The 18,197-nt window shown below is 47.3% G+C and carries 13 protein-coding genes; all 13 read right to left on the reverse strand.

Annotated elements, in window-relative coordinates; genetic code table 11:
- Nucleotides 1-1,491, reverse strand: coding sequence for an alpha/beta hydrolase family esterase (locus V8F51_RS09290; RefSeq protein ID WP_337099911.1), 1,491 nt, complete (start codon nucleotides 1,489-1,491; stop codon nucleotides 1-3).
- Nucleotides 1,492-1,517: 26 nt separating this feature from the next.
- Nucleotides 1,518-2,351, reverse strand: a complete 834-nt coding sequence (locus V8F51_RS09295; RefSeq protein WP_337099912.1) for an alpha/beta hydrolase — start codon at nucleotides 2,349-2,351, stop codon at nucleotides 1,518-1,520.
- A gap of 20 nt (nucleotides 2,352-2,371) precedes the next feature.
- Nucleotides 2,372-3,598, reverse strand: coding sequence for an MFS transporter (locus V8F51_RS09300; RefSeq protein ID WP_337099914.1), 1,227 nt, complete (start codon nucleotides 3,596-3,598; stop codon nucleotides 2,372-2,374).
- An 18-nt stretch (nucleotides 3,599-3,616) separates the two neighbouring features.
- Nucleotides 3,617-5,092, reverse strand: a complete 1,476-nt coding sequence (locus tag V8F51_RS09305) for an alpha/beta hydrolase family esterase (protein ID WP_337099915.1) — start codon at nucleotides 5,090-5,092, stop codon at nucleotides 3,617-3,619.
- 33 nt (nucleotides 5,093-5,125) lie between these two features.
- Complete coding sequence (locus tag V8F51_RS09310) at nucleotides 5,126-6,004, reverse strand: carbohydrate ABC transporter permease (protein ID WP_337099916.1); 879 nt, start codon at nucleotides 6,002-6,004, stop codon at nucleotides 5,126-5,128.
- 18 nt (nucleotides 6,005-6,022) lie between these two features.
- Entirely contained in the window at nucleotides 6,023-6,931 is a 909-nt protein-coding gene (locus V8F51_RS09315; protein WP_337099917.1) for an ABC transporter permease, read from the reverse strand.
- 75 nt (nucleotides 6,932-7,006) lie between these two features.
- On the reverse strand, nucleotides 7,007-8,509 hold the full coding sequence (locus V8F51_RS09320) for an ABC transporter substrate-binding protein (RefSeq protein ID WP_337099918.1): 1,503 nt from the start codon (nucleotides 8,507-8,509) through the stop codon (nucleotides 7,007-7,009).
- Nucleotides 8,510-8,717: 208 nt separating this feature from the next.
- A complete protein-coding gene (locus V8F51_RS09325) occupies nucleotides 8,718-9,602 on the reverse strand; it encodes an ROK family protein (RefSeq protein ID WP_337099919.1) in 885 nt (294 codons plus the stop codon).
- Nucleotides 9,603-9,744: 142 nt separating this feature from the next.
- Nucleotides 9,745-11,478, reverse strand: coding sequence for a sensor histidine kinase (locus V8F51_RS09330; RefSeq protein WP_337099920.1), 1,734 nt, complete (start codon nucleotides 11,476-11,478; stop codon nucleotides 9,745-9,747).
- A 136-nt stretch (nucleotides 11,479-11,614) separates the two neighbouring features.
- On the reverse strand, nucleotides 11,615-13,180 hold the full coding sequence (locus tag V8F51_RS09335; RefSeq protein ID WP_337099922.1) for a response regulator: 1,566 nt from the start codon (nucleotides 13,178-13,180) through the stop codon (nucleotides 11,615-11,617).
- Between the two features lie 389 nt (nucleotides 13,181-13,569).
- Nucleotides 13,570-16,293, reverse strand: coding sequence for a family 78 glycoside hydrolase catalytic domain (locus tag V8F51_RS09340; protein WP_337099923.1), 2,724 nt, complete (start codon nucleotides 16,291-16,293; stop codon nucleotides 13,570-13,572).
- Between the two features lie 44 nt (nucleotides 16,294-16,337).
- A complete protein-coding gene (locus V8F51_RS09345) occupies nucleotides 16,338-17,222 on the reverse strand; it encodes a carbohydrate ABC transporter permease (RefSeq protein ID WP_337099925.1) in 885 nt (294 codons plus the stop codon).
- Nucleotides 17,223-17,242: 20 nt separating this feature from the next.
- The gene (locus tag V8F51_RS09350; protein WP_337099926.1) at nucleotides 17,243-18,145 is read right to left on the reverse strand and encodes an ABC transporter permease; all 903 of its coding nucleotides are present in this window, start codon (nucleotides 18,143-18,145) and stop codon (nucleotides 17,243-17,245) included.
- Nucleotides 18,146-18,197 lie beyond the last annotated feature (52 nt).

Below are 18,197 nucleotides of genomic sequence, written 5' to 3' on the forward strand. Positions count from 1 at the left end.
CTACACTCCTCCATTTGTCAAAATTTCGTCCCGGATGAGAAGTGCCATATTCAATGAAAGCTCGGCGTCGTGATCGGTAATATAAAGGACGTCCCCGCAGGAAGAGACGTGATTATTGAATAGTCTCTTGCATATCCACTCGATGGGAACATAGAGCTCCCCATCTTGTAACACCGCTTCGCAATACATGGAATGCACGCGGTTATCCACGACGCATCCGATACTGCCACGGGCAAATTGCATCGTCATGCCGTCCTTAAGCTGCAGCTCAACGGAATGCCCGCCGTGCTTAGAGCTAAACGTTGCATCGAATACATCCGCAAGGAATGAGACAGGCACCATGAAGTACTCGCCTCTTACAATGGCATCTCCGCTCAGTCCATGATACTTCAGCTTTTGATGCTTCATAACAGGTCCGCGCATCGTGATCAAGCGATTGTTAACATACGCCTTGGCGCTGCCCGCCGCCAAGGCAATGGCATAGTCATCGCCCTTCCTCGGTATTAATGGTTCGGAATTCACGATTTCGCCGTTCTCTCCGCGTCGGATGCCCGAGAATAGATAATCCCATATGACCTCTGCGTCGTCGAAGGTTTGTCCATGGTCCCGATTTTTGACGTCGCGGAATACAACGTCCGCATGCTCGCCTTTGTAGAAAGCGAAGTTGTCCTCTCCCGCGATTTTGATTTCCGGCAATGCTCGGCACTGATTGATCCGCTTCCAATACTCCCGATTTCGCTTGACGACATAGTCCGTATCGCCATGGAAGTGAGGCGGAACCTGATCATGCTCAAGCCGAGTCTGCCATACCGCAATCGGCCCTGCTTGATTCAGAAGCTCGTCGTTCTTATCGAATAACACGCCAGGGCTCGATGGCCCGCCGGATCCCGCCTTGCCCGCAAACACTTTGCCGTGGTGCCGCGCCATCTGGCTCGTCATCATATTCCCCATCGACATTCCCTGGATGAAAATTCTGCCCTCGTCGATTTTGTATTTGTTCTTTGCCCGTTCGATAAGCACGAGAACCATATTCATATCCTGATTGTCCTCGGGATTCTCAGGAGGCACATGCATCGATTTCCCTTCCACTTTAAAGGCAAGCGCTGCTTCGATTTTTTCCTTCTCCGTTTCAACAACCCAAAATTTGTCTCTGCCGGCATTCGGGAAAAGAACGATAAAACCTTCGCGCTCCGCGACAAGCGTCCATGAAGTATAGACGGCTTGCCCCCAGCCTGTCATTAATCCTCCGTGCATCGATAGGATTAGCGGCACGTCCCTCGTTCCGTCATAGGATGCCGGAACGTATTCGTACCACGTATGTTCCATGCCGTCCAACACAACATCCGTATATTCGGACAATCTCGCAGGGTAAACCTGGGAATTGTTTCCGTTCTCATTCACGACCATATCCGTGCTTTTGATCAACTCGGGGAGATAATCGCGATTTTCATCGTTTGGCGTTCCGGGAATAATGACGATTTTCTGATTCATGTGGTCACGATCCTTTCTTACTCGCTCTAATATGGGCTTGCCCCAGAATCCTCAAGACCGAAAAATTCAAGCGCACGCTGAATGGCCAAGTCCCAAAATCTCCATTCATGTCCGTACCCTTCCAGTGTCCAAAACTCGGCTCCAAGCTTCATTTCATCGGCATGTTTTTGAAAGAGAAGCAGGTTTTCGTATATCATCGCATCATCGGTGCCGCAGGCGAATAAAAGCCGGGGCAGTCTGCCGCTTCCCGCGTGGGAGTCCAATATATCCCACACATTTTCGGAGGAGTTTCTAAATGCATCCAATCCTCCCGCATTTTGCACCATACCGCGCATCCGATTGGCAAAAAAGTCGTCTTTGAGCAAATCCTCTTCCGTCAAGCTCTGAAAATTGACGGGAGCAGCGGATAATACGGCCGCAGCCGCGAATTTATCAGGATGGTTTGCGGCGAATTTTATGGTGCCGCGTCCACCCATGGACAGGCCCGCAATAAAATTGTCCTCGCGCTTGTCTGAGGCCGGAAACCAGTTGTAAACCAATGGCATGAGCTCCTTGGTCAAATAATCGTACATGCCGAATCCAAGCATGCTGCTATCCCAGTTCGAATAATTGCTGTTAAGGGCGCTCGGCATCACGACAATGAGGTCTTTCTCGCAAGCGTACAATTCTATGTTCGTCCTTCGAAGCCAATCCGTATGGTCGCCGTACGTGCCGTGGAGAAGCCATAGTACCTTGTACTTCTTTTGGCTTTCGTAATAGTCCTTGGCGGAAATGTCCCGCGGCTTGTTGGGCAAAATAATGCTGATTTCATGATTCGATTTCAAGTACTCGCTCTCGAAATTCAAGGTTGCGATAGACATTTGAAGTTGCCTCCTGATTATTAATTCCTATCTTTTATTTTTGAAAGGATATTTTTTCGTTTCCATAAAAAAAGCATGAGCGCAATAAGAATCGGTATGGTCATGAACTGAAACATGACAGCATATCCCGCTATCTCGCTTCCGCCTTGGCTTTGTATATACGTTACAATCAAGCCCGCGACAGATGGCGCTATCAAGTATCCGGTATCGACGCCAATGAAGATTGTATTCCCAGCCACGCCGCGCCGTTCTTTGGAGACCATCTGGATGCAAAGCGTCTGAAGGGCAGGCTGACAAATCCCATAGCCGAAAGCCGACACGGCACCCGATATTAAGAACATTGGAATCGCACGGGAATAACTAAGCAACAGGAAAGACAGGGCAAACATAATCATTCCCGGAATAAGAATTTTATCCACCCCGTACTTGTCCGACAGCCTTCCGCTAATCGGTCTGGAAATGAATAAACAAACGGCGTATGCTGTGAAAAACAGACCGATTTCTTTGACGCCTGCCGCCCCGCCGTAAATAAGGATAAAAGCGTTAATGCAAGAGTAAGCACTTGCTAAAAAAAACATCATGGTCGCAGGAATCGTTAATTCACGGGCAACAATGTCGACCAGCCTTATCTTGAAGCCGTTCTTCTTTTCCGGGGGATCCGATTTCAGCCGTAACGAGAGTACCAGCACAAACCCCATAATTAAAGCTCCTATGAAGAACGTTCCCCGATATCCGAATTGTTGGACCAGTTCCAGTCCAACAGCTGGACCGATGGCGGTAGCGATTGCCTGCCCTAATGAAAATATCCCGATTCCCGAGGCGAGCTTGCGACTTGGCAACGTGTCGCTGACAAGAGCCATGCTTACAGGCGCAAAAAAACCCATCCCGATTCCGTGCAGAAGTCTTCCCACAATGATCATCGAAACGCTCTCCGAGAATCCATAACAAACGAATGCGGCTATCGTAACAACGATAGCGGCCGCAAGTAATCGATTATTCCGAAAATAGCTCGTTGATGGTCCCACTATAGGGCGAACCGCAAGTGCGGTGACCGCAAACATACTCGTTACTACGCCTACGATCGCGGCCGTTGCCCCGACATGCTCGGCATACGTTGGGACAAGCGCATTTGTCATGAACAGTCCCAGCATGAGGAAGACGTTCATGACAAATACATTAATAAATGCCTTGTTCCACACCGTTTGGACTGCTTCGTCAGAAACGCTTTCTTTATTTAGGTCTTTCATAGAGTCCTCCTACCCGCTTTATGCTAGAATTTCGTCACGGATAAGAAGGGCCATATTCAAGGAAAGCTCTGCATCGTGATCGGTAATGTACAGCACGTCTTCGAAGCAAGTGACGTGGTTGTTAAACAGTCTCTTGCAAATCCATTCGATCGGAACAAAAAGTTCCCCGTTATTACATACTGCTTCGCAATACATGGAATGAACGCGGTTATCTACGACGCAGCCGATGCTGCCTCGGGCAAATTGCAGCCTTCTCCCGTCCTTCAGCGCCAATTCGGCGGAAAGCCCTTCATCGGCAGGACTATACGTCGCTTCAAAAATCTCGCCGACGAACGAGACCGGCACCATGAAGTACTCGCCTCTTACGATTGCGTCGCCGTCCAGGCCGTGATATTTCAGCTTTTGATGTTTCCTTGTTGGTCCGCTCATCCTAATCAGGCGATTGTTGACGTACGCATTCGCGCTGCCCTTCGCCAAGGCGATGCCATAAGCATCCCCTCTCCTTGGACATAAGGGTTCGCCGTTCACGATTTCGCCGTTCTCCCCGCGCCGAATGCCCGAGAACAGGTAATCCCATACAACCTCCGCGTCATCCAGGGTTTGCCCATGGTCTCTATTCTTAACGTCTCGAAATACGAAGTCCGCGTGCTCGCCTTTGTAGAAAGCAAAGTTGTCCTCGCCTACGATTTTGATTTCCGGGTATTGTTGGCAGCCATTCATTTGCTTCCAATAGTCGCGATTTCTTGTGACAAACGCCTCCGTCTCATCTTCATGCAGCGGTATGCTCTCATGCTCGACGCGAGACTGCCAGACGGCCAGCGGACCAGCGCGATTGATGACGTCCCCTTGCTCGTCGAAAATCACCTCCGGCCATGTTATGCCGGCAGCCCCTGCTTGCCCCGCCAGCAATTGGCCGTGATACCGGGCGAACTGATTCGTCATGATTTCCCCCATGGACATGCCCTGCATGAAAATTCTTGACTCATCAATGTTATACTTGTCCGACATTCTCTTGATCAAAGCAAGCATGAAGTTCAAATCATGGTTATCTTCCGGCTGTTCCGGAGGCGTATGCATGTAAAAACCACTCGGGTTTGGCGCACCTAGCACCTCGAACGTTTTCTTCTCGACTTCAAGCATCCATATTCGTCTTTCGTGAGCGTTAGGGAACACGACAATAAACCCTTCCCTATCCGCTACGAGCGTCCATGAGGAGTAGATCGCCTGCCCCCATCCGGTCATCAATCCTCCATGCATCGACAAGACCAGAGGCACCTTGCGGGTTCCGTCATAAGAAGCCGGGACATATTCATACCAGGTATCCGGTACCCCGTCTGCCAATGAATCGGTATACTCCTTCAGTCTGTCGGGATATACCTTCGAGTTGTTGCCATTCTCGTTCACGACCATATCCGAATTCCTGATGGCTTCAGGCAAATACTCCCTGTTGTTATCGTTAGGCGTTCCTGGAGCAATAGCCAATTTCTTTTCCATTTCAACCACCTCTTAAGCGATATTTGCGAAATGTTAGCCTTTCACAGCTCCCCCCATAATTCCGCTTGCAAAGTATCTTTGCAGGAACGGATATAGGACAAGGATCGGGAGAATCGCTATGAAAGCGATCGCCATCCGTATGGAGGCTTGAGGCAAATTAGTGACAGCGCTTGTGCTTGACGAGACGGAATTCGAGATGACGGACTGAATGTTCTGATTCATCTTATTCAGCAATGCCTGAATACTGAGCTGATCCGGATCCGTGATAAAATATAGGGCGTTCTGCCAATCATTCCAGTAGAGCAGGCACGAGAAAAGTCCGATCGTAGCCAAAATCGGTTTCCCTAGAGGAATAACCATCTGGAAAAAGATTCTGAAATAACCGGCGCCGTCGATTTTGGCCGATTCGTATAATTCATTCGGAATGTTCGACGCTAAGTAGGACCGAACCAAAATAATACTGAAGGCATTCGTCAACAACAACGGGAACACATAGGCCCCTAACGTGTTGACAACTCCCAAGCTAGTCCACAAGATATAGGTCGGCACTAACCCGCCGTTAAAGAGCATGGTGAAAAATATGAAAAAGCTGATGATCCGATTCCCCGGCAAGCCCTTGATCGATAACCCGAAACTCATCATAGCCGTAATCGTAAGGCCAAGGATCGTGCCAAGCGCAGTTGTGAGAATCGTAATTCCGTACGCACGCAAGATGGTAGAAGAATTCGAAACCATATATTCATAGGCGCCAAGACTCAATCGGGATGGAAAGAAAGAGTAGCCATTGGCAATCAACGTATTTTCGTCCGTGATAGAGGATATGAATAGCAATAGCAATGGTAGAATCATGAACAATGCGACTATCAAAAGGATAACGTTGAATAAAATCTGGTAACCTTTGTTTTCAATCATACGGGTATGGCCCCCCTTCTAAAAAATAGCGTCTTTGGAGCTAAATTTGCGGACAAGCGCGTTCGCCGAAATAATCAATACCAATCCGACCACGGCTTGCAGCAATCCTGTTGCAGCCGAGCGCCCAATACCGCCGGGAGCCATCAGCATGCTATACACATACGTATCGATCGTTGCCGTAACATTGAATAAGCTTCCGGAATTTTGAGGAATTAAATAGAACAGCCCAAAGTCCGAATAAGCGATTTTGCTGACACTTAATAGGAACATCGTAATGATCGAAGGAACCAACGCAGGCAACGTAACATTCGTAATCTGTTTCCATTTACCCGCGCCGTCAATAGCTGCCGCTTCATTTAAGGATCGATCGATAGTCGTAATGCCCGCAATATAAATCAGAGCGCCATATCCAACACTTTTCCAGCACTCGACTACGATCAGAATCAGAGGCCACCATGTCGGATTGCTATACCATTCAACGGGATTTGTTGTGAAAACACTATTATTGAGCATGCCGTTTTGGTGACTAAGAAAAGCAAAGACGATATAACTAATGACGACCATCGACATCGTGAAAGGCAACAGAATGGAGCTTTGATATAGTTTTCTCATTCTTTTGTTCTTAATTTCTGTAATTAAAATGGCTACAATGAGACCAACGACCGTATTTACGATAATAAACGCGCCGTTATAAAGGATCGTATTTCGTATAATGATGGCTAAGTCGCTTGAGCGAAACAAGTATTCGAAGTTTTGCAGACCAACCCACGGACTGCCAAGTAACCCATCCGAACTGCGGAACTTTTTAAATGCGGATACGATTCCCACCATCGGAATGTAATTGTTAATAATAAGATAAATGACACAGGGCAACATCATGATATAGAGCGGCGTATATTCTCTAAGGTTGGCGAGTTTTTTGTTCATAGTTGATCGATATCCCCTTAACCGATTCGGGGCTGATTCCGATAGAAGCAGCCTCCGAATCGTGTAATGTGGTCCCTATTGCTTGGCCAACCAAGCATCTAGCTGTTTTTGTTTTTCATCCATAACCTTTTGCAAGCCTGCGGCGTATAGCTCGTCATTTAGCTTTTTAAGATTGGCCTCCGGATCGACTGCACCGAAGCTGATCGGATTCTCATATTTGGCAAGAACCGAATTCAACTGAGATACCTCCATGGCCACAGGAGCTGCGTCGAACGTAAATCCGAATGCCTTTGAAATCAATGCATCGCTGTCGAAATTTTTGTAAGTTTCCCAGATTCCCTCCGGACTTCCAGCCCACGGATGCATCAAATACTGATTCGGATATATAAAGCCGTAGTCCGAATGGTAATTGACAGTCTGTGAAGTAACGCCCGACGGGTAATCCGCCTGTCCTTTGTCATTAATGATCCAATCTTTTCCTGGAACTCCCCAGTTGAGGAGATCGTTGAACTCGGCATTCGTGTACGCCCAATTCAGAAATTGGAACGCTTTCGCCTTGTCTTTGGACGTACTCAGTACAACGTTCATTGCGCCGCTGACCGCCAATGAGGATTTCATTTTATTGGAAACCGGAATCATAACGGCATCGTAGCCCGTTTGCGATTTCAACTCCGTAATGACGTTAGGACCGTATGAAGCAAAAATCGCGAACGTTTTTCCTGCTTTCATTTTGGATTGTCCTAATTCTTTATTCACCGCGATATCCTTGGACGAGTATCCTTCCGAATACCATTTTCTATTCAGCTTGGCGAATTGCAAGAACTGCTCCGATTCGTACCAGTTCGTTACGGTCGTCGTCTGGCCGTAGTTCTCCAAGATACCGAAGCTGTCACCCAATCCATCCACGTACGTTAATGCATTCAAACCAAATGTCCGATACCCGTCGAATGGTATCATGTCGGGATATTGTTCTTTTACTTTAGCGAACATTTCCGTGATCTTATCAAAGCTGGAATAGTCGTCTGTCGTTACATTAAAGTCGGACACTTTATAGCCGAGGGCGTCAAAGATATCTTTTCTTACAAAGATTCCGGAAGGAGTCGCTCGCGAATTCATCATTGGGAAGCCCGCAAGCTGATCGCCGATATAACCGGCATTCACCTCATCGCCGAGCAACTCGTAAATGCCCTTGGTATATTCCTCGTAATCGGATGCATCTACAATGTACCCGCCGTCGAGGAAGCTTGGCATGCTGAACGAAAAGGCAAATGAAATATCGATGGGTTCACCCGACGCAAGCATCATAGGCAATTTCGAGTTGTAGGTATCCCAGCTGAGCGGGATTAGATTCACTTTCATATTCAAATCTTTCATCGTTAACTCGTTGATGAGCTCGTTAACTTCTTGCTGGTTGCCCTCCTTCGGCGCATGATAGGCGAAATTGACCGTATATACGTCCTTGGAAGAACCATCCCCGTCAGAAGTCTTCCCATCGTTTTTGGCATTCCCCGCGCAACCCGCAAGAACCACAACCAACATGACTATGGCAACCGAATAAGATAATGTCTTTTTTAACATCTTTTTCATCCCCCTCTAAAAGTTGAATTTCACCAGTCCAATGCTTGCTCTTGCATGACCGCGTTGTCGACCCTTAACCTCCTCCATAAGTTTTCAATTGGACCGCTTGTTGCCACTCCATTGTCCGCTATTAGGGGAGGTACGCGCTTTCAATATTCAGCTATGCGACTTTTGATTTTCAGTTCTATGAATTATAAAGTTCATTGCTTCATTTATTTGCATCCTTTAAAGCTTGAATGCCTAGAGCCAGGGCGCCGCATATACCGGCATTCTCCTTCAGTCCAGGCGGAACAATATACCGATCAATCCCGGAAGCAATCGCGTCGATATTTAAATACCCGTTAAGCATATGTTGTACATGTTTATGAATCGAAGCAAAAAGTTGCGATTGCTTCATCACTCCGCCGCCCAAAATTATTTTCTCTGGCGACAATGTTAAGATCATATTTACAAGGGCCTGAGCAATATAATAAGCTTCCATATCCCAAGCGGCATGATCTTCGGGTAATTGTTCGGCCTTTCGGTTCCATCTTGCCTCGATAGCAGGTCCTGCCGCCATTCCCTCCAAACAGTCTTGATGATACGGACAGTTCCCGTTGAAAGAATCCGACTCGTGACGTTTTATGGCAATATGCCCGCCTTCCGGATGCATTAATCCGTGAACAAGACGGTCTTCTATATAAACACCTAAACCAATCCCCGTGCCGATCGTGTAATAAACACAGTTATTTAATCCCTTTGCCGCTCCCCACGTGGCTTCCCCCAAGGCTGCCGCATTCACATCCGTATCCCAACCGAAAGGGACCTTAAAATGATGGCTTAACATGCCTATCACATTGCAATCGGACCATCCTGATTTGGGCGTCGTGGTAATAAAGCCGTATTTGGGACTGCTTTTTTGCAGATTGATTGGACCGAATGACCCCACGCCAATCGCTTCAACCTGCCGCGTTTTCAAGTAATCGACAGTTCGACCAAGAGTCTCTTCAGGACTTGTAGTCGGGAAACTGATTTTTTCGAGAATGTCTCCTCTTTCGTTGCCTACTCCGCAGATAAACTTTGTTCCTCCTGCTTCAATAGCACCAATTCGCATCGCTCTCGCCTCCTAATCCTACTCATGTAAGCCTCGTCATGAATCCATCATAACGGAACCGCGTTGGGCTTACTTTCACTAACCCGACATTGTTCTTTTGATTATCCGTTATTATCGAATTAGCGTAGACAGGAGGTGATTACTACACTTTCTTCATTGGCATAGTAAGTTCTACAATCGCTCCGTCTTGGTTGCTGAAATGAATCGTTGCTCGATCGTTGTAAAGCAATTCAAGCCTGCGTTTCACGTTCCATATCCCGATCTGTTCCCCTTGATCGGACATCGGATTTATATTTTGCTGCAGCTTGTTAAGCCACTCCACTGGAAATCCAGGACCTGTATCCCTAACTCGGATACTCATTTCATCGTGTGAGGATTCCCGGATTGAAATTTCGATATGTGTTTGCCGATCGGTATCGATTGCATACTTTATTGAATTCTCAACAAACGTCTGAATGACAAGGGGCGGCAAAGAAACGGAATTCAGCTTCTCCGGCAAATCCACTTCATAGGTCAGGCTGCCGGGGAAACGAAAACTTTGAATTCGCAAGTAATTGACGGTATGCTTGATTTCGTCCTGAAGAGAAACGAAGTCCGCGCCGCTTTGAAACATAAATCGAAAATATTGAATCAATAACAAAGAAAGCTCTTGGATTAAAGAAAACTTCTTATCCAAGGCCAGATAGTAAACGATATTAAGGGAATTCAAAAAAAAGTGAGGGTTAATTTGCAGTTGAAGCTGCCGAAGCTCCGCTTTCTGTTTCATGAGCTGCTCCTCGTAAATGTCGAACTTCAACTGTTGAATTTCAGCTACCATCCCGTTGAAGGTATCGCCCATCGACTCGAACTCGTTGGAAGAACGAACGGAGGGTATCCGTGCATCCAAGAAACCTTCCTTAACCTTGCGCATGGCAACGAGAGTCCGATGAATCGGCAACAGTACAACCTTTCGCAGCGCATATAGAGCAAAAGCGATGCTTAATATAGAAACACCGGCAATCAAGTAGGTGATTCGCAATAAATAGGGCAGCTGTTCAAGAATCAGATCATCCGGCACTAACGTCACCAAATGAAAGGGACCTTTGGAAGATGTATCCCCAACGATGAGATAATTCTTATTTTCCCCGGTTAGCCTATATTCTTTGCTTTGGAAAGCTAAATCTATATCATGTTCAGTAAAAAACCGCTCATCCCCAAGAGGCACATTCCGCTCGTTGGTGAATACGACTTGCGCTCCGCCCTCAAGATTCAATAGGTCCATTGGGCTTAGCAGGAGATCGATATTAATCCCCATTCCTATATATTGCTTGCCTGACCTCATCACGCGCATGACATAGAAGTCATCTCCGAGTTTAATGTCGAACCATGAATTCCCGAACGCCTCCTCCAGCGGGTGCGAACGGGTCATCTCGGTTAAGGGATTCCGTACCTCATCCCAATTTGGCGTATCCGTTCTTGCCTTTTGCCGATTCGGTACAAACAACATATCGTCGTTAGACGTATTATAGATAAAGGTAAAATCAAGCGCTTGATTATAAACCATATCATCATCCATCTTTTTGAATACGCGGTATTTTTCCAATTGATAGGTATCAAGGTCCTTGGAAGCGGCCTTCTCAAGCGGCAGAAAACCTCTCTCCTCCATAATTAACCGTACTAAATAATCATCAACGGAATCCAAAGTTTGATCCACGATATTAATATATAAGCTCACGGTGCTGCTAATCGAAGCGGCGACCTGGTTTCTGACCACTTTGATGGAGTAAACGTTGTTATAGATAAGGTACGTCACAATCGGGAGCATTAAAATGATTAATCCGGCAATCAGCTTAAATCGAATCGAATTGACAAAGGGTTTGCCCGTCTTCTTGTTCATATGTCTTTCTCCTCCCTTGATCGTCAACGCAAAAAGCACCCGTAAAAGTGTTCAATAGAGTAACACATAATGCTTCTCCTTAGTCCACTATTAGGAGTGCGAAACGCTCTCAAAATTCCAAATTCCATAATTCCCGTCAGGTATTCTGCTTGCGAAATTCCTGAGGCGTCATCGATGATTCTTTGCGGAACAGCGTCGAGAAATATGAAAAATTCGGGTAGCCGACCGACAACGCAACATCGCTTATCGACATATCCGATCTCAGCAGAAGCTCTTTCGCCCGAGACAGACGCTCCTTTAAAATATAGTCTGTGATCGACAAACCCACTTCCTTCTTGAATAGTTTAACGACATAATCGGGACTTAACCCGACATGGTCCGCAATATACTGCCTGGAGAGCTCCTCGTCCAAGTGCAGCGCAATATACCGTCGTATCCTTTCTACGATCGTTTCATTCGATTCCAGAGCTTCCATGCTGGATACGGCGATTTCGATGACCTCGCTTACCCAATGTTGCAAATCTCTGACCGAACGTGTCGCGACCATCGCCCTTTCGGGTGCCAGATGCTCGTGTAAAATATCCTCTGCTCTTAAGCCTGTCTCCTGCAACGTGTGAAGCACCAACTGAAGGACGCCCTGGTAAAAAAATTGAACCCGCTTCACATCTAAATGATCAAGGTTCTTCCATACCTCCAAATGCGCCAGCATGGCTTGGAGCATCCGCTCTTTCTCCAACCTCCGAAGCATCTCAGACCAAACCTTCATATTCGGACTTGAAATCTCCAGCTCCTTTTCCGGCATCTCGTTAAGGACCAGCACCCGATCGGTCGTATTCAGTTTGTTACGCTGGGTTTCGGCGAGCAAATTGTACATGACGGCCAACCGATCTATGGTGGCTACATCGCCTACATAACACGAAAGATGGCAATAGAAGTACATATTGCAAGCTTGTATATAAGCTGCGCAACGTTCCTGTATTCCCAAACGAAATCCTTCCTCAAGAAGATCCGATTTGCTTTCAGACGGGACAATAACAGCGATGACGCCATCACCTAAGTAGACCGCTTGGGAGCCTTCGTAATGAATCAAAACGAGCTCCTCCAAGGCGTTCCGTAATGCATAAAACATAATATGTTCATCGCGCGGACCAAGCTTTTTGTCCCAATAATCAAGATGGAAAAGCACAGGCAGTAACATCGTTTTTTCTGTATAGGGGAGGTGGTGCCGTTTTGCTTGCTCCAAGATTTGATCTACGCGTGCCGGTATTTCCTGACGAAGTACCTCAGACCAAAAATGTTCCAGCAATTTAGCGGCATCATTCCGTACCCGACGAATTTTCTCAAGCGCCTTGTCTATCGTCTTTTCCAATTCCTCCCTAGGAACCGGCTTCAAGAGATAATCCAGGCTTCCAAGCTGTACCGCCCTCTTAGCATAGGCAAATTCCGCGTGACATGTAAGAAAAATACACTCCGTCTTCGGATGATTCTCTCGTACCCAAGAAAACAAGTCGAAGCCCGTACCTTGCGGCATCTCGATATCGCAGATCATCACGTCGAACGATTCCGAATCAAAAGCCTCTTTCGCTTGACGCATATTATAAGCCGTCTCTACTCTGTCAATGCCCAGCTTTCTCCATTCGACGCTGGACTTGATGCCGTTTGCGATAATGGCTTCATCATCTACGATCAATAACCGAAACATTTCTTTTGCCTCCTAAACCTAGTAACAAATACAAGTAGCAGCCCATCCTCGTATTGAACGCTACGATCTGCCAATTATTAAATCTTTCCCCTTACGTTTCTTTATTCATACATCATACCTAAACCGCAAGTCGCTCACTATCATCAATCCGACATTTTTCTTTTAATTTTCAGTCATGATCCCCCCTAATACAAAGGGGCTGTCCCAAAAAATCATCGATAGATGACTGAAGGACGCCCCTTGTCCAGCATGGCGCAACCTCTATTGACAAAACAGGTAGATCAAAAAAACAGACGAGAGGAACAAGGTCCCTCTCGTCTGCTTGGTCGTTCTCTTATTTTTTCACGATGAAGAAGGCAGCTAATCCCCTAGACTCCTCGTTTGACTGCTTATAATAAGGAACTGTTCGTTACCCCATCGGTCTTGATGGAGAACCGGAACTTTCCTGACCCTATCGCTGACTGCTCCGCTGGAATGAAAGGCAGTCTAATCTCGGCCGTCGCTCCAACCGGAATCTCAACATCTAACGTTATACCGGCATCATTGCGAACGCATTCCACGCGAATAAGACCATAAGGACTCCATATGCTGCCTTTCACTGTTTCGATGAGGTCGGTTAACGACGGTTCAATAATCAACCTCCGATACCCCGGCTCCTCTGGCCGGATGCCCAGAACATAAGAGGTCAGCCATTCCTTCACATGCCCCATCATCGCGTGATTTCTGGAGCGGACCATCGTGCCGTGCCATAATTCTTGATAATTCCAATATTCCGGAAGCGTGGTTAATCCGTTATCGACAAAGTATTTGTAGCTTGGCTGCGTATCATTCGTGACCATGCGATAGACGACATCGCTTGCACCATAACGGCCTAACGTGGCGAATACCTGTTTCAATCCCACTTCCCCAGAGGAGAGATGATCATCCCTGCGCCGAACCGCTTCTTTCAGAAACGTCACGGCAGTATCAATATTTTCCTTCCATACGATGCCGCTGAAGAGAACACAGCCGTAGCTCGCTTGACTGTCATTTCCGTAATGTCGGCTTTCCGGTTGATAACAATCTGCGTGGCTGTGGAATTTACGCTGAACCTCATCCGCTTTCAACCGGTAAATCGCCGTATCCTCGTGATGCCCGGTCAGCTCCGCGATGCGAACCATGATGCTTAACATGTAGTAATAGGCGCAGTTTTCCACCAATACGGTCGGAGTGCTTTCGTTCAACTGCCCCCAATCCCCCATCTGCGCATAACCGATCAGAAGCGAATCTTGCGTATGTGTTTCCAAATAATCCAGATACGTTGTCATCGTCTTGTAAGCTCTTCTTAACAGGGTGACGTCACCGTAAATTTGATAGTACTCCCACGGGGTCAGAATACAAGCGCCGCCCCAGTTCGGGTCTCTGTGAAGTCCGACGATCCGATAATATTCGGGCGCTATGGCAGGTACATACCCCTTGCCTTCCGGATCTCCGTTACGATTATCTTCCTCGGTCGTTTGCGCATCAATCATATCCTGCGTAATCTTTGGAATCCATGTCCGGATATCGTACCCGGAAGTAATCGAACGAAACATGAGATGCGACGTCTCCAGCCAACCTAACTTCTCGATTTGCGGGCAGTCCGTAAATGAAAAATACATGTTGCTTTCAATCGAACGCTCCGTTAATTCATGAATCCTGTTCAAAACCGAATCGGAAGTCTCGAACGTCCCCGTCTTCTCGTTGGCCGCTCTTAGTACGCAGCAATTGAAGTTATCTATGGTTGCTTCACCTGGAAATCCCGATACTTCTACAAATTGAAAGCCCTGATAACAAAAGATCGGATGCCAAGCTTCCTCTCCAACGCCTTTCACGGTATACCGATTTATAATGCTGCAGTTATATTTCTTTGACTCGCTTTGCGTACAAGAAGCTTGATCGACGCCTGTTCCTTCCTCGTTCAGCATCTCCGCCGGATACATGGAGATAACGGTCCCGTGATCGCCCGCAGTCGTACCGCGGAGAACGAGCTCCGGAAATCCGGCTACGTTTCTCCCCATATCGACGAGCCAATTGCCGTTATCCAGCTTCGTAACGGAAGCGGCGGGAAACTTCTCTATCATCCTTATAGGAAGAAATTCTCTTCCCCTTAATGTCCCCAGAGGCTTCTTCATGATGACCGCATCATTCCAACCGCTTCGGTCCATGCCCGGTAAGTCCCAGCCTTCCAATTCTGCCGTGGCATCGTAATCTTCGCCGCCATACCAGTTATTGAACGTAATCGGACTGTCCGTCAGCTTCCAACTCTCGTCCGTTGCCGCAACGATCTCGACCACCCCGTCGTCGTAGGTGACCTCCAATTGAGCGAGCACCTTCTTCTCCCCGTAGATCCCTTCCCTCGTATAGCCGCTGTCACTTTTCTGATACCGATGCTCGGGCGCTTCCGTCCCATCCTCAAGCGTCATGACCGGATTTATCTTGAAATTGACGTATTGTCCGTTGCCGATGACGATGCCTATCGCATTCGAGCCGCGTCGAAGCATGTTCGTCACATCGAAGGTTTCATAATAAACGGTCTGCGAATAATCGCTTTCGCCAGGATGAAAGAATGCATCGTCCAGCCGCTGGCCGTTTAACGTGGCATGGAATAGTCCCAAACCGCTTATATAGGCACGCGCGTGAGCAATCTTCCGTTCGCTCTTCAGCTCGAAGTCATACGCAACCTGCGGCGCCGCGGACGGATTCGCGTTCATGCCGTCCCCATGCCCGATCCAGTTAGCGGTCCAATCCGACTCATCAAGCAGTCCCATTTCCCAAACCGCGATCTCGCTCCACTCGGACTCGATGTCGTCCTTATCCCATACTTTCACTGTCCAAAACACTCGTTGTCTGGACATCAGCGGTTTGCCCGCATATTCGATCGCGAAAGGTCTTGAATCGAATACTTTCCCGGAATCCCATACATCGCCAACTTCTTGCCGTAGATGCTCCTGTGTCGAAGCGGCTAGAATGCGATAAGCCGTTTGCGCTTGATGAGAGACGTCCGACGTCAGCGTATAGCTAAGCAAAGGATTCTTGCTCTCCAGGCCGATTGGATTTTCCAAATATTGCACTAATAAATTAGATAGAATCATTGCTTAGATTTCTCCCCCCGCTTTTCGTTTAAGACGGCGTTTGATTACCCTTTAACACTGCCGATAACCATGCCTTTTACAAAATACCGTTGCAGGAACGGATAAGTAATCAATACCGGTAGCGCGCCTACAAGAATTTGCGATGCTTTGACCGTCCGCTCCGATAGGTTTTTCAAATTCTCCAAATCTTCGAGCGTTACGTTTCTTAGATCCGGCATCGTGACGACGGTCCTTAAATACGTTTGCATTGGAAAATGCATCGGATCGTTCATATAGATCATCCCGTCAAACCAGGAATTCCAATGAAATACGATGACGAACAACAGCAGCGTCGCGAGCGACGGCATCGAGGTAGGGACGTATATTTTCCACAGCACGGTCCAGTGTCCCGCTCCATCCATGACGGCAGCTTCGTCCATCTCCTTCGGCAACTGACGGAAGAAGTTAAGCAATACGATGATGTTGAATACAGGCACCGCGCCCGGCAATACGAGCGACCAAACGGAATCCATAAGTCCCGTCTCTTTGACAATGAAGTAAGTGGGAATAAGGCCCCCGTTAAATATGGTCGTGAAGAAGAAAAACCAGACATATGCCGAACGCGATTTCAAGATGGAGTGATCCTTAGATAACGGATACGCCACAAGAACAGTAAGCAGCATGCAGATCGGCACGGCAATCAATATACGCTCTAAGGATACGTACATGGCCCTCCAAAAGTCGACTCGGCCTAATACGAATTTATAGGCATACAAATTGAATTCGACCGGCCAAAAAGTGACGACTCCTTTCGTAGCAGCCGTGCTCGAGCTAAGCGAGACGGCCAATATATGAACGAATGGCAATACGCATAGCAGCACCGCCGCCGTTAGAAACAACCCGTTGAATACATCGAAAGCTTTTAGCTTTTTTCGGCTGAATAGGTTCATTGGAGTTTCCTCCCTTCCCGTTAGAAGATGCGATAGTTAGCGAAGCGCACGGCAATCCAATAGGACACCGTAATAAAAACAAAGGAAACAACCGATTTAAATAATCCTACGGCGGTAGCCGGACCAAATTGTGCGTCCATTAGTCCGAATCGGTATACAAAGGTGTCCAAAATATCGCCGCTCTCGTATACCTGCGGACTATACAGATTGAAGATTTGGTCAAAGCCCGCATTGAGCACATTGCCCAGGCTTAGCACCCCAAGCAGAACGATGACATAGGAGATGGCAGGCAGCGTAATGTACCGCATCATATGGTAACGGTTAGCTCCGTCAATAACGGCCGCCTCGTAATACGACGGATTGATTCCCGTAATGGCAGCCAAATAAATGATGGTGCTGAAACCGAACTCTTTCCAAATATCCGAAGTAATAATGGTGAATTGAAACCAATTGTTGTCTCCAAGGAAAAAAATAGGCTCGATGCCGAGAACGGACAAAAATTTGTTGATGATGCCCGTGGAAGGAGACAGAACATCAAGCAAAATGCCCGCCAGTATGACCCATGAGAGAAAATGGGGAAGATAAATGCTTGTCTGTACCAGCTTCTTGCGCGTCTTTCCTTTGATTTCATTAATCAGCAGCGAAAACAAAATCGGAACGATGAGGATAAGCACGATTTTGAATAAAGCGATCGTAATCGTGTTCATAATGACTTGCATAAAATTCGGCATATTAAATACGTATTTGAAATTGTCCCATCCGACCCAGTCCTGCTCGCCGAACAACCCCTTCGCAGGAATGAAATCCTGGAATGAAATGGCCACGCCAATCATCGGGCCATAGCTGTAAATGAGCACAAGCAGGACAGCGGGCAGAAGCATCATATGCAGCGGAAAGGTATTGGAACTTCTGAAGCCCTTCATAATCGTCCCCCTCGGTTGATTGTCATAACGCGATCGTCTAAGCAGGGAAGCG

This window comes from Paenibacillus sp. YIM B09110, assembly GCF_037167145.1.
Taxonomy (GTDB): domain Bacteria; phylum Bacillota; class Bacilli; order Paenibacillales; family Paenibacillaceae; genus Pristimantibacillus.

Excerpts from the sequence above, each read along its gene's own strand:
- V8F51_RS09290 (WP_337099911.1), bottom strand. The coding sequence starts at position 1,491 with ATGAATCAGAAAATCGTCATTATTCCCGGAACGCCAAACGATGAAAAT.
- V8F51_RS09295 (WP_337099912.1), bottom strand. The coding sequence starts at position 2,351 with ATGTCTATCGCAACCTTGAATTTCGAGAGCGAGTACTTGAAATCGAAT.
- V8F51_RS09300 (WP_337099914.1), bottom strand. The coding sequence starts at position 3,598 with ATGAAAGACCTAAATAAAGAAAGCGTTTCTGACGAAGCAGTCCAAACG.
- V8F51_RS09305 (WP_337099915.1), bottom strand. The coding sequence starts at position 5,092 with ATGGAAAAGAAATTGGCTATTGCTCCAGGAACGCCTAACGATAACAAC.
- V8F51_RS09310 (WP_337099916.1), bottom strand. The coding sequence starts at position 6,004 with ATGATTGAAAACAAAGGTTACCAGATTTTATTCAACGTTATCCTTTTG.
- V8F51_RS09315 (WP_337099917.1), bottom strand. The coding sequence starts at position 6,931 with ATGAACAAAAAACTCGCCAACCTTAGAGAATATACGCCGCTCTATATC.
- V8F51_RS09320 (WP_337099918.1), bottom strand. The coding sequence starts at position 8,509 with ATGTTAAAAAAGACATTATCTTATTCGGTTGCCATAGTCATGTTGGTT.
- V8F51_RS09325 (WP_337099919.1), bottom strand. The coding sequence starts at position 9,602 with ATGCGAATTGGTGCTATTGAAGCAGGAGGAACAAAGTTTATCTGCGGA.
- V8F51_RS09330 (WP_337099920.1), bottom strand. The coding sequence starts at position 11,478 with ATGAACAAGAAGACGGGCAAACCCTTTGTCAATTCGATTCGATTTAAG.
- V8F51_RS09335 (WP_337099922.1), bottom strand. The coding sequence starts at position 13,180 with ATGTTTCGGTTATTGATCGTAGATGATGAAGCCATTATCGCAAACGGC.
- V8F51_RS09340 (WP_337099923.1), bottom strand. The coding sequence starts at position 16,293 with ATGATTCTATCTAATTTATTAGTGCAATATTTGGAAAATCCAATCGGC.
- V8F51_RS09345 (WP_337099925.1), bottom strand. The coding sequence starts at position 17,222 with ATGAACCTATTCAGCCGAAAAAAGCTAAAAGCTTTCGATGTATTCAAC.
- V8F51_RS09350 (WP_337099926.1), bottom strand. The coding sequence starts at position 18,145 with ATGAAGGGCTTCAGAAGTTCCAATACCTTTCCGCTGCATATGATGCTT.